Source organism: Streptomyces sp. 135 (assembly GCF_020026305.1).
Classification (GTDB): domain Bacteria; phylum Actinomycetota; class Actinomycetes; order Streptomycetales; family Streptomycetaceae; genus Streptomyces.
The window spans coordinates 1,790,923-1,802,080 of the sequence record NZ_CP075691.1 but is presented as its reverse complement, the minus strand read 5'-3'; the positions used below and the strand labels follow the sequence as shown (position 1 = coordinate 1,802,080).

Genomic DNA, 11,158 nt, shown 5'->3' with positions numbered 1-11,158 from the left:
GGTTCTTCAGAGCATGATGAGCAGTCGCGTGTTCGGCTTGAGCTTCCTGTTCACCGAACGGCTCTGCACATAGACCTCCAGCTTGGGGTTGTTCCCCGCCTTCACCGAGACGGTGCCCTGGATGCCCGTACCGAACAGGAGGCTGCGCGCCGCGTCGCCCGTGTAGGCACGGTCGGTGTCCTTCTCGACCACGATGACCTCCTTGTTCGGCTGGACCTGGGCGCGGGCGCCCAACTGGTAGTAGCAGGCGCCGCGTTCATACGTCACACCCGGGTGCGAGTCGACGAAGGGGCGGATCTCGGCCTCCTTGTCCACCTTCAGGAGCCGGTACTTGTTCGCCGGAATCGGTTCGAGGTTCGCCCGCACCTCGTCGATCGAGATGTCCTGGCCGACGGCGAAGAGGTTCTTCGTGCCGCGCACCCCCTTCTCGCGGGCCCGCAGGAAGCTGGTCGCGGCGGCGCGCACGGTGCCGATCGCCTCCTCGACGCCCTCCTGGGAATCCGCGTCCCAGATGGCGATGTTGCCGGCCGGGAAGCCGTAGTTCTGCGCGGTCCGCTTGGCCAGGGAGTTCGGCACGAGGATCGCGGACGTCCAGTGCTCGGGAAGCCCGCCCATCTTCGCCGCGATCCTGTCGAGCCAGGGGCCGAGGATGGTCATGTCGCCGTCGTGGCGCCGGTCGCCGCCCGAGGCGTTCTCCTCGCCGTCCGTCACCACGATCTGGAGGAAGCTGTGCTCGCCGTACTCCTCCCATATGTGCCCCAGGTCGTCGAGGGACTTCAGGGAGGCCTCGATGAGGGCCGTGGCGCCGTTGTTGACGCGGTACAGGCCTCGCATGGACGGCAGGTGCTTCACGTCCATGTCCCACACCAGGTTCTCCACCCGGTGGTCGAAGGAGTAGAGGCTGATCCGCGTCTCGTGGCCGAGGCTGTCCGACTCGGCCTTGAGGCCGGCCACGAACTCGTCCACGACGCGCACGAGTTGGTCCTGATGCGGCCGCATGGAACCCGAACAGTCCACGACCAGCGCGACGTGATTGACCTTGTGCTGGATCCTGTTGGCGGACATGGCTCTGCTCCTTCTACGAGGCGGCTTGCCGAGGCAGCTTGCCGAAGTGATTTCACTCTATGAGGAGGCACTGACAACGCCGTCCGGCGCTTCAAGGGGTAGCCCGTGGGCGTAAGTCCGCGGGCCCATGCCCAGGTCAGGGCGGTGCGCCTACGATCGGGTCATGCATGCGACGCGGGGCGCCCCCGCTCTGCCGACCTCACCGTCCGTCACCGCCGCCGAGTGGGCGCCGCGCGCTTGGCGGCCGCGTGCGTGGCTGACGCCGGTGGCCTGGTGCGCCGGGCTCGGCTACCCCTTCGCCGTGTACTTCGTGATGCTCGACGGGCGCGGCGGTTTCAGTGCCCTGACCGTCGCCCCGCTGATCGTCCTCACCGCGCTGGTCGCCGCGCTCCTGCGGAGCAGGCCGCTGCCCGCGCTCATGCTGCTGCTCGTCGGGTGGGCCGCCGCGCGCACGCAGACGCAGAACATGGAGGTGGCCTACCTCCAGGTGCTGCTCGGCGACCTCGCCGTCGGCTACATCGCCGCCACCCGGCCGCGCCGCACCTCGGTCGCGGCGGCGGCCTTGGCGCTGGGCGCGCAGTTCGGCACGCATCTGACCTCCCTCGGGCAGACCCCGGCCCGGGCCGTGCAGCTCGCCGTGTTCCTCGCCCTGGCGGTGCTCGCCGCGTGGCTGGGGGGCGACTCCGTGCGTGAGCGCCGTACGCACGCCGTGGCCCTCGCCGCGCAGGCCGCCGAGCAGGCGGCCACCGCCGAACGGCTGCGTATCGCAAGGGAGTTGCACGACATGATCGCGCACAGCATCGGCGTCATCGCCATCCAGGCGGGCGTCGGCAGCCGCGTCATCGACACCCAGCCCGCCGAGGCACGCAACGCCCTCACCATCGTCGAGGCCACCAGCAGGGAGACCCTCGCGGGGCTGCGGCGCACCCTGGTCGCGCTGCGCCGGCCCACGGGGCCCGGGCGGAGGGCGGGCGCCCCTGGCCCCCGGCCTCGCCTCGACCGCCTCGTCGCCTCGACGCGCGACGCCGGGGTCCGCGCCGCCGTGCGCCTGCGGGGCGAACAGCGGCCGCTGCCCGCCGACATCGACCTGGCGGCGTTCCGGATCCTCCAGGAGGCCCTCACCAACGTCGTACGGCACGCGGGCGCCGACACCTGCCGGGTGACCGTCGAGTACGGCGCCGGCGAGGTGGGCGTGGAGGTCGAGGACGACGGCCGTGGCGGGCTGCCCGCGGGCGCCGGGTACGGCATCGTCGGCATGCGCGAGCGCGCCGCCCTGCTGCACGGCCGCTTCACCGCCGGGCCGCGCCCCGAGGGCGGCTTCCGGGTGACGGCCCGGCTGCCCGTGCCCACGGGGGAGACCCGGTGACGGCGGTCCGCGTCGTCCTCGCCGACGACCAGCCGCTGGTCCGCGCGGGCCTGCGCGTCCTGATGGCCGACGCCCCGGACATCGACGTCGTGGGAGAGGCGGGCACGGGCACCGAAGCGGTGCGCCTGGCCAGGGACGCACGCCCCGACGTCGTCGTCATGGACATCCGCATGCCCGGCATGGACGGCATCGAGGCCACCCGCCTGATCAAGGAGGGCGGGGGACCGGTCCGTGTCCTCGTCCTGACCACCTTCGACGACGACGAGTACGTCTACGGCGCGCTCCGGGCCGGCGCGAGCGGCTTCCTCGTCAAGGACATGGCCCTGGAGGACATCCTCGCGGCGATCCGCGTGGTCGCCGCCGGGGACGGGCTGATCGCGCCGAGCGTCACCCGGCGCCTGATCGAGGAGTTCGCCGCCCGCCCCGAGCCGGGCCCGCCGTCGGCGCCGCGCTCGGTGGAGGCCGGGGCGAAGGGCGGGGTGAAGGGGGCGGTGGAGGGCATCACCGGCCGGGAACGCGAGGTCCTCACCCTCATCGGGCGCGGCCTGTCCAACGCCGAGGTGGCCGCCCAGCTCTTCATCACCGTGGCCACGGTGAAGGCGCACGTGGCACGCCTGTTCACCAAGCTCGACGCCCGCGACCGGGTCCAGCTGGTCATCATCGCGTACGAGGAGGGCCTGGTGGCTCCACCGCGGTGACGGCGGAGGGTGGCGTCACCGGAACCGTGCCAGTGAACACTGGAAGTTTTGCCGACGCGCGACTTCACTCCTCACCTACCGGCGCGTAGCTTGTCGTGTACGCAACAGCCTGGTGATCCGGATCCCGGGGCATCCCGCCATCGCACCTTCCTTGAGCCGCGAGGAGATCACACGATGCTGCCCTGGAGACGCGCCCTGCGCGCGCTCGCCGCCGCCCTGCTCATCACGGGCGCGGCCACCACCCTCGCCCCGGCGGCCACCGCCGACACCACGGCACAGGCCGCCACCGCCTCCGTGTCGAGGGGCTGGAACGACTACGACTGCCAGCCGTCCGCCGCGCATCCCCGCCCCGTCGTCCTCGTGCACGGCACCTTCGGGAACTCCGTGGACAACTGGGTCGTCCTCGCGCCCTACCTCGTCGCGCGCGGCTACTGCGTCTACTCCCTGGACTACGGCCAGTTGGAGGGCGTGCCGTTCTTCCACGGGCTCGGGCCCATCGAGAAGTCGGCCGAGCAGCTCGACGGCTTCGTCGACAAGGTGCTCGCCTCGACGGGCGCGAAGGAGGCGGACCTCGTCGGTCACTCGCAGGGCGGCATGATGCCCCGTCACTACCTCAAGTTCCTCGGCGGCGCGGACAAGGTGAACGCCCTCATCGGCCTCGCGCCCGACAACCACGGCACCACCCTGCTCGGCCTCACCAGGCTGCTGCCGTACTTCCCGGGCGTCGAGGACCTGTTGACCACCAAGACGCCGGCCCTCGCCGACCAGGTGGCCGGATCGCCCTTCCTGACGAAGCTCAACGCGGGCGGGGACACCGTGCCGGGTGTGCGCTACACCGTCATCGCCACCAAGTACGACGAGGTGGTCACTCCGTACCGCAGCCAGTTCCTCGACGGCCCCGGCGTACGCAACGTCACCGTCCAGGACCTGTGCCGCGCCGACGTCTCCGAGCATGTGGCCGTCGGCATCCTGGACCGCGTCGCCCACCACGAGGTGGCGAACGCGCTGGATCCGGCGCACGCCACCCCGAGCACGTGCCTGTCCTAGGAGGACATCGCCGGGCGGTTCAGGCGCCTCATCGGCCGTGGCGTCCGGCCGCGCGGCGGCGCGTCGTGGCGAACATCGCCGCGGCGCCGACGGCGAGAGCGGCGGCACCGCCCATCGCGATGTACGAGGTGGTGCTGTCGCCGCCGGTCTCGGCGAGGTTGTCGCCGGTGGCGGCGGTGGCGGGCTTCTCGGCGCCGCCGTTCACCTCGGGTTCGTTGCCGGAGGTCCCCGCGGCGCCGGCGGCCTTCTCGGCATCGGCGGCACCGGCGGCCGGGGCGGCCTCCGTGGCCTTGGCGCCCGTCTTCGCATCGGAGTCGCCGTGGCCGTGGTGCTCGACCGAGGACTTCTCGGCGCCCGCCGCGATCTCCTCGTCCGAGGGAGCCGACGCGGCGGGGGCGGAGCCGGAACCGGAGCCGCCGGTGTCCTTGCCGAAGACGACGTCGGAGCAGGTGTAGAACGCCTCGGGGGAATCCGAGCGCTGCCAGATCGAGTAGATCAGGTGGCGGCCCGACCGGGCGGGGACCTTGCCGTCGAAGACGTAGTCGCCGTTCTCCATCTTCGGGTCCTTGACCTCGACGAAGGGCTTCTCCTCCAGGTCCGACCACTTCAGGGGCTTCGTCGGGTCGTACGACGCCTTCGTGACGTACAGCGCGAAGGAACCCCGGTGCGGAGCCGTGCCCTTGTAGCGGAAGGTGTGGTCCCCGGCGGACAGCTTGCTGGACGGCCAGTCGGCGCGCGGCAGGTCGAGTCCCTTGTACTTGTCGTTGCCCGCGCTGCACAGCTTGCCGTCGGGGATGATCTGCCTCGACTTCCCGGCGGCGTTGGCGATGTTCACGCCGTTCCAGTCGTAGAAGGCCTGCGTGCCGCTCGCGGCGACGGCGGCCTTGCAGGCGGCCGACTCCGGGGACTCCGGGCCCTCCTGGAAGCAGGCCGAGACCCGGCTGACCGGATCCGTCATCGAACCGTGCGCGGCGGCGGGCTGCGCCGGCAGGACGGTCAGAGCGGTCAGGGCGAGCGGGGCGACTCCGGCGGCGGCGATCGCGGCGGCCTTGCGGCGTGCGGGCATGCGGGTTCTCCTCAAACGGCGGTTCAGAGGGGCGCGGGGCGGTGGCGAACGGGCGGCACCGCCCCCCGATCACCAGCGGCACCGACGGTTCGGCACCGCCCCGGTGACCGGAAAGCTAACCCCTGAGATCCGCGAAATCCCCTGCTGAGGAGGGGAAACGGAGATCCTTATGGTGCGTTTAAGGGAGGGCTAACCAAGGGCTCAGGTGGAGCCCCGGTCACGGATGCATCCGCGCTCCCTTCAGTACCTTGTCCACCGCGCCCCGCGGCCCGTGGACGGCGAGCCCCACCACGTCCAACTCGTCCCCGGTGACGGCGCGGACGGCCGCCCGGTTGTCGGTGTCGTTGCCGGTGGCGAACAGGCCGGAGGTGAACACCGAGCACGGCAGGCCCCGCCCCAGCGCGCGCCGCCGGGCGGCGGTCAGCACCTCCTTGCCACCTTCGAGGACGAGCACCGGCTGCCGGAACATCGGCAGGTAGGCGGTGCCGTCGGCGTCCTCGTACGGCTCCCCGACGAGCTCGGGCAGCCGAGTGCCGAGCCCGCTCACGAGGAACGCGGTCACGTTCAGCCGCTGCCAGCTCTCCAGGTCGTCCCGGAGCAGTACGGCGATCTTGGTGTCGAAGCGGACGGGCGGCCGGTCGGTGGCGGCGGCCGTGGCGGGGGCGGCGGTGGCAGCCGGAGGAGTAGGCGCGGTGGCGGTGTCTGTGCTCATGCGTCGAGACTGCCGATCACCGCGCGCCCCGGTCTTGTACGTTCTTTGCATGGCGGCCGGCGAGAAGATCACCGCGTGGCGTCCCACGGTGCGGGGAGTGACGGAGGTCTTCCACGCCCACTTCACGCGCCACTCCTACCCGATGCACGTGCACGACACCTGGACGCTGCTGATCGTCGACGAGGGCGCGGTCCGCTACGACCTGGAGCGGAACCCGCACGGCACCCCGCTCGGCACGGTCTCGCTGCTGCCGCCCCAGGTCCCGCACAACGGCTCAGCGGCCACCCCGGACGGCTTCCGCAAGCGCGTCCTGTACCTGGAGGCGACGGAGGACGGGCCGCTCGACCCCTCGTTCATCGGACCCGCCGCGGACGCCCCCGACCTGGTCGACCCGCTGCTGCGGCGCCGCATCGGACAGCTCCACACGGCCCTCGCGCACCCGGGCGACGAACTGGAGGCGGCCGCCCGGCTCGCGCTCGTCGCGGAGCGGCTGCGCGAGCGGCTGCGTCCCCGCCCGGCCGGGGCGGCGGACCCGCCCCGACCGCCGGGTCGCGGCCGCCCTGCGCGAACTCCTCGACGCACGCGTGGTCGAGGGCATCGCCCTGGAGGAGGCCGCCGGTCTCCTGCACGCGCACCCGGCGCACCTGGTGCGCTCCTTCACGGCGGCGTACGGCATCGCCCCGCACCAGTACCTGACGGCCCGCCGCGTGGACCGGGCGCGGCGCCTCCTGCTGGCCGGACGGCCGCCCGGCGAGACGGCGGCGGCCTGCGGCTTCTACGACCAGTCACATCTGACCCGGCACTTCAAGCGCGTGGTGGGCGTCCCGCCTGGCCGCTACGCCCGCGGCCGCTGACGACGCTCTCACCCCAGCCACCGGTACCGCCGCTCCGGCCGCCCCGTCCCGCCGTAGCGCAGCGTCACCTCGGCGCGGCCCGTGTCCACGAAGAACTCCAGGTAGCGGCGGGCGCTCACGCGGGAGAGCGAGCCCGCCGCCGCGCACTCCGAGGCCGACAGGCCCCCGGGATGCTCCCGCAGGGTCTGCTCCACCAGCTCGGCGGTGTGGGCCGCGAGGCCCTTCGGCAGCTCCCGGGAGCCGGGCGGCCGCGTGCCGAAGATCTGGTCCACGTCCTCCTGGCGCGCCTGACCGAGCCCGTCGAGCCGCGCCCGCACCGCCGCCACGTGCCGCAACTGCTCTTGCAGCGCCGCCTGGTTGAACGGCTTGATCAGATAGTGCAGGGCCCCCGCGCGCAGCGCCGCCCGTACGATCCGGGCGTCCCGCGCCGCCGTGATGAACAGGGCGTCAACCGGCCGGCGCCCCGGATCACGCTCCTCGGCGGCCCGCAGCTCCCGGAGCACCGCGAGTCCGTCCATGTCGGGCAGATAGACGTCGAGGAGCACGAGGTCGGGGCGGAGCCGTTCCGCCGCGCCGAGCGCCTCGGCGCCGGTGTGGGCGGCGCCGACCACGGTGCATCCGGCCACCGCGGCGACGTACCGGCTGTGCAGCTTGGCGACCATGAAGTCGTCGTCCACGACCAGGACCCTTGTCATCGCCGCAGGCTATGGGCGTGACCACAACGACCACAACGTCCATTGGTTCCGGAAGAGAGACAGGTTGTCAACGCCCGGGCAACATGTGGGCCACCTCACATCCGCATGTCCCCCGCAAGGTCCCTTCGACGTACCGACTGGTGGTGGCACCCGTGCGCCTGCGCACACCCCTCGCCCTGCTCGGCGCCGCGCTCCTCACGCTCGTGGCGCCGCCCCTGCTCACCGCGGGCAGCGGCGCCGAGACCGGCACCCAGATCCCCGGCCTGCGCTTCATGGTCCCCAACACCCCCGGCGGCGGCTACGACATCACCGCCCGCACCGCGGCGAAGAACGCCGAGGACGCCGGACTCACCCACAACATCGAGGTGTTCAACCTGCCCGGCGCCGGCGGCACCGTCGGCCTGACCCGGCTCGTCGGTGAGCACGGCAACGGCAAGCTCGCCATGTCCATGGGGCTCGGCGTCGTCGGAGCCGCACGCTCCAACCACTCCCCGAAGACCCTCTCCGACACCACCCCGATCGCCCGGCTCACCGAGGAGCAGGACGTCGTCGTGGTCGCCAAGAACTCCCCGTACAAGACCATCGGCCAGCTCATCGGGGCCTGGAAGAAGAACCCCGGCAAACTGCCCGTCGGCGGCGGCTCCGCGCCCGGCGGCCCCGACCACCTCGCCCCGATGCTGATGGCGCGCGCCGTCGGGATCGAGCCGAAGAAGGTCAACTACGTGCCCTTCGACGGCGGCGGCGAACTGCTCGCCTCCATCCTCGGCAGCAAGGTCGCCTTCGGCGTCTCCGGAGTCGGCGAGTACCTGGACCAGATCAAGTCCGGGGAGCTGCGCCTGCTCGCCGTGACCGGGCCGAAGCGGGTGCGCGGCCTGGACGGGCCCACCCTCAAGGAGTCCGGCTACGACGTGGAGTTCACCAACTGGCGCGGCATCGTCGCCCCGCCCGGCCTCAGTGACACCGAGCGCGAGAAGCTCACCGTACTGATCACCAAGCTGCACGCCTCGCCCGAGTGGCGCAAGTCCCTCAAGACCAACGGCTGGGACGACGCGTTCCTGACCGGCGAGAAGTTCGGCGACTTCCTGGACGCCCAGGACAAGCGCGTCGTCTCGGTGCTGACGGAGTTGGGGCTGTGACCACCACCGACGTCACCCCCGAGCGCCCGGACCGCCGTGCCTGGCTGCGCGAGCACTCCGAACTCGGAGTCAGTGTCCTGCTCCTTGCCCTCGGCGCGCTCGTCCTGACCGACGCGCTCACCATGGACGTGGAGATCGCCCAGCGCGGCCCGATCGGCCCGAAGACCGTGCCGGTCGCCGTCGGCATCGGCCTGCTCGTCGTCGCCCTGCTGCTCGCCGTCGACGTACTGCGCGGCGGCCGCGGGGAGGCCGAGAGCGGCGAGGACATCGACCTGTCCGAACCCGCCGACCGGCGCACCGTGCTGCTCCTCGCGGGCGTCTTCCTCGCCGCCGCCGTCCTCATCGAACCGCTCGGCTTCCCCGTCACCGGCGCCCTGCTCTTCTGGGGCTCGGCGTACGCGCTCGGCAGCCGGCACCTCGACCGCGATCCGCTGATCGCCGCCGTGCTCTCCGTCGTCACGTACGTGATCTTCAACAACCTGCTCGGCGTTCCGCTGCCGGGCGGCCCCCTGATGGGAGTGCTGTGACATGAACGCCTTCACCTCCCTCATCGACGGCTTCGGCACGGCCCTCACCCCGGTCAACCTCCTGTGGGCCGCCGTCGGCGTCCTCCTCGGCACCGCCATTGGCGTCCTGCCCGGCATCGGGCCCGCGATGGCGGTCGCCCTGCTGCTCCCGGTGACGTACGGACTCGAACCGACCGGCGCCTTCATCATGTTCGCCGGCATCTACTACGGGGCCATGTTCGGCGGCTCGACCACCTCGATCCTGCTCAACACCCCCGGCGAGAGCGCCGCCGTCGTCGCCGCCATGGAAGGCCATCCGATGGCCAAGGCGGGACGCGGCTCCCAGGCCCTCGCGGCCGCCGCCATCGGCCACTTCGCGGGCGGCATGATCGGCACGCTCCTCCTGGTGGCGCTCGCCCCGACCGTCGCCGACCTCGCCGTCGACATCGGCGCGCCCGACTACTTCGCGATCATGGTGCTCGCCTTCATCGCGGTCACTTCGGTGCTCGGCTCCTCCCGCATCCGCGGCCTCGCGTCCCTCTTGATCGGCCTGACGATCGGCCTGGTGGGCCTGGACCAGATGACGGGCCAGCAGCGGTTGACGTTCGGCTCGCTCCAACTCGCCGACGGCATCGACGTGGTGATCGTCGCGGTCGGTCTCTTCGCGATCGGCGAGGCCCTGTGGGTCGCCGCGCACCTGCGCCGCACCAGCGCCGAGGCGATCCCCGTCGGCCGCCCCTGGCTCGGCAGGGCCGACGTACGGCGCACCTGGAAGTCCTGGCTGCGCGGCCCCCTCATCGGCTTCCCGTTCGGCGCGATCCCGGCCGGCGGCGCGGAGATCCCCACCTTCCTCTCCTACGTCACCGAGAAACGCCTCTCCAAGCACAAGGACGAGTGGGGCAAGGGCGCCATCGAAGGCGTCGCGGGCCCCGAGTCGGCGTCGTCCGCGTCCGCCGCGGGCACCCTCGTCTCCATGCTGACGCTCGGCCTGCCCACGACCGCCGTCGCCGCCGTGATGCTCGCCGCATTCCAGCAGTACGGCATCCAGCCCGGCCCCCTGCTCTTCGAACGCGAACCCGACCTGGTCTGGGGCCTGATCGCCTCCCTGTTCGTCGGGATGGTGCTCCTGCTGGCCCTGAACCTGCCCCTCGCCCCCCTCTGGGCGAAGCTGCTGCGCATCCCGCGGCCCCACCTCTACGCGGGCATCCTGTTCTTCGCCGCGGTCGGCGCCTACGCGGTCGGCGGCGAACCGGTCGACCTCGTCATCCTGCTCGTCATCGGCCTGATCGGCTTCGGCATGCGGCGCTACGGCCTGCCCGTCCTGCCCGCCGTCATCGGCGTCATCCTCGGCCCCAACGCCGAGCAACAGCTGCGCCGCGCGCTGCAGATCAGCGACGGCAGCGTCCGCGGACTCGTCGACACGCCCTTCTCCCTGACGGTCTATGGCCTCATCGTCCTGATCGTGACGTGGCCGTTGTGGAAGAAGGCGCTGTCGCGGGTACGTCGCCGTGACATAGACGTGGAGGCATGACGACGACACCCAGCACGTTCACGGGCATCCGCCCCGCCACCGTCGCCGACGTGCCCGCCGTGCGGGCGGTGACCGACGCGGCCTACCGCCACTACATCGAACGCATCGGGGTCGTCCCCGCGCCGATGGAGGCCGACCACGCGGCCGACGTGGCGGCGGGCCGGGTGTACGTCACCGGGGACCCGGTCGTCGGCGTCCTGGTCCTCGTCCCGGTCACCGCACCGCGCGAGGACACCCATCTCTTCCTGGAGTCGATCGCGGTCCGCCCCGATGCCGCGGGCAAGGGGGTGGGCCGCGCCCTGCTGGCCTTCGTGGACGCACACGCGCGCGCCCTGGGCCTGCCGGAAGTCCGGCTCTACACCAACGCGTTGATGTGGGAGAACCAGAAGATCTACCCCCGGTACGGGTACGACCTCGTGGAGCGGCGCGTCGAGGGCCCGTACGACCGGCTGCACTACCGCAAGCGGCTGACCACTTGAGGG

Annotated in this window: 11 protein-coding genes and 1 pseudogene; 8 read left to right on the top strand and 4 right to left on the bottom strand. The window is 72.0% G+C overall.

Annotated elements, in window-relative coordinates; genetic code table 11:
* Positions 1-6: 6 nt before the first annotated feature.
* Positions 7-1,065 carry a vWA domain-containing protein gene (locus KKZ08_RS08085; RefSeq protein WP_223773795.1) on the bottom strand — a complete coding sequence of 353 codons (1,059 nt, stop codon included), beginning with the start codon at positions 1,063-1,065 and terminating at the stop codon, positions 7-9.
* 163 nt (positions 1,066-1,228) lie between these two features.
* Between KKZ08_RS08085 and KKZ08_RS08080 the strand changes: the two genes are divergently transcribed.
* The 3 genes from KKZ08_RS08080 to KKZ08_RS08070 all read left to right on the top strand — a co-directional run bounded on the left by KKZ08_RS08080 (position 1,229) and on the right by KKZ08_RS08070 (position 4,176).
* The gene (locus KKZ08_RS08080; protein ID WP_223773794.1) at positions 1,229-2,431 is read left to right on the top strand and encodes a sensor histidine kinase; all 1,203 of its coding nucleotides are present in this window, start codon (positions 1,229-1,231) and stop codon (positions 2,429-2,431) included.
* Positions 2,428-3,129: a response regulator transcription factor gene (locus tag KKZ08_RS08075; protein ID WP_223773793.1), complete on the top strand. Its 702-nt coding sequence runs from the start codon at positions 2,428-2,430 to the stop codon at positions 3,127-3,129. Before KKZ08_RS08080 ends, KKZ08_RS08075 begins: the two co-directional genes overlap by 4 nt.
* A 174-nt stretch (positions 3,130-3,303) precedes the next feature.
* Positions 3,304-4,176, top strand: coding sequence for an alpha/beta fold hydrolase (locus tag KKZ08_RS08070; protein ID WP_223773792.1), 873 nt, complete (start codon positions 3,304-3,306; stop codon positions 4,174-4,176).
* Between the two features lie 28 nt (positions 4,177-4,204).
* Here KKZ08_RS08070 and KKZ08_RS08065 read toward each other — a convergent pair whose 3' ends face one another.
* Both KKZ08_RS08065 and KKZ08_RS08060 read right to left on the bottom strand, forming a co-directional pair.
* Positions 4,205-5,242 (bottom strand): lytic polysaccharide monooxygenase, encoded by a 1,038-nt coding sequence (locus tag KKZ08_RS08065; RefSeq protein ID WP_223773791.1) that lies wholly within the window; start codon positions 5,240-5,242, stop codon positions 4,205-4,207.
* Positions 5,243-5,459: 217 nt separating this feature from the next.
* Positions 5,460-5,954, bottom strand: a complete 495-nt coding sequence (locus tag KKZ08_RS08060; RefSeq protein ID WP_223773790.1) for a DUF2000 domain-containing protein — start codon at positions 5,952-5,954, stop codon at positions 5,460-5,462.
* Positions 5,955-6,003: 49 nt separating this feature from the next.
* Between KKZ08_RS08060 and KKZ08_RS08055 the strand changes: the two are divergent.
* Positions 6,004-6,808 (top strand): annotated as a pseudogene (locus KKZ08_RS08055) (AraC family transcriptional regulator).
* A gap of 8 nt (positions 6,809-6,816) precedes the next feature.
* Here KKZ08_RS08055 and KKZ08_RS08050 read toward each other — a convergent pair.
* Positions 6,817-7,503: a response regulator gene (locus tag KKZ08_RS08050; RefSeq protein ID WP_223773789.1), complete on the bottom strand. Its 687-nt coding sequence runs from the start codon at positions 7,501-7,503 to the stop codon at positions 6,817-6,819.
* 152 nt (positions 7,504-7,655) lie between these two features.
* Here KKZ08_RS08050 and KKZ08_RS08045 point away from each other — a divergent pair, with 152 nt between their 5' ends.
* The 4 genes from KKZ08_RS08045 to KKZ08_RS08030 are packed head-to-tail and all read left to right on the top strand — an operon-like array spanning position 7,656 to position 11,155.
* Entirely contained in the window at positions 7,656-8,639 is a 984-nt protein-coding gene (locus KKZ08_RS08045; protein WP_223778953.1) for a tripartite tricarboxylate transporter substrate binding protein, read from the top strand.
* Positions 8,636-9,166, top strand: coding sequence for a tripartite tricarboxylate transporter TctB family protein (locus tag KKZ08_RS08040; protein ID WP_223773788.1), 531 nt, complete (start codon positions 8,636-8,638; stop codon positions 9,164-9,166). The genes KKZ08_RS08045 and KKZ08_RS08040 overlap by 4 nt, the downstream gene beginning before the upstream one ends.
* 1 nt (position 9,167) lies before the next feature.
* On the top strand, positions 9,168-10,676 hold the full coding sequence (locus tag KKZ08_RS08035) for a tripartite tricarboxylate transporter permease (RefSeq protein ID WP_223773787.1): 1,509 nt from the start codon (positions 9,168-9,170) through the stop codon (positions 10,674-10,676).
* Entirely contained in the window at positions 10,673-11,155 is a 483-nt protein-coding gene (locus KKZ08_RS08030; protein ID WP_223773786.1) for a GNAT family N-acetyltransferase, read from the top strand. Before KKZ08_RS08035 ends, KKZ08_RS08030 begins: the two co-directional genes overlap by 4 nt.
* Positions 11,156-11,158: the final 3 nt, after the last annotated feature.

What these genes read in the sequence shown, in the direction of transcription:
- KKZ08_RS08085 (WP_223773795.1), bottom strand. Translation starts at nt 1,065, where the DNA reads ATGTCCGCCAACAGGATCCAGCACAAGGTCAATCACGTCGCGCTGGTC.
- KKZ08_RS08080 (WP_223773794.1), top strand. Translation starts at nt 1,229, where the DNA reads ATGCATGCGACGCGGGGCGCCCCCGCTCTGCCGACCTCACCGTCCGTC.
- KKZ08_RS08070 (WP_223773792.1), top strand. Translation starts at nt 3,304, where the DNA reads ATGCTGCCCTGGAGACGCGCCCTGCGCGCGCTCGCCGCCGCCCTGCTC.
- KKZ08_RS08065 (WP_223773791.1), bottom strand. Translation starts at nt 5,242, where the DNA reads ATGCCCGCACGCCGCAAGGCCGCCGCGATCGCCGCCGCCGGAGTCGCC.
- KKZ08_RS08060 (WP_223773790.1), bottom strand. Translation starts at nt 5,954, where the DNA reads ATGAGCACAGACACCGCCACCGCGCCTACTCCTCCGGCTGCCACCGCC.
- KKZ08_RS08050 (WP_223773789.1), bottom strand. Translation starts at nt 7,503, where the DNA reads ATGACAAGGGTCCTGGTCGTGGACGACGACTTCATGGTCGCCAAGCTG.
- KKZ08_RS08035 (WP_223773787.1), top strand. Translation starts at nt 9,168, where the DNA reads ATGAACGCCTTCACCTCCCTCATCGACGGCTTCGGCACGGCCCTCACC.
- KKZ08_RS08030 (WP_223773786.1), top strand. Translation starts at nt 10,673, where the DNA reads ATGACGACGACACCCAGCACGTTCACGGGCATCCGCCCCGCCACCGTC.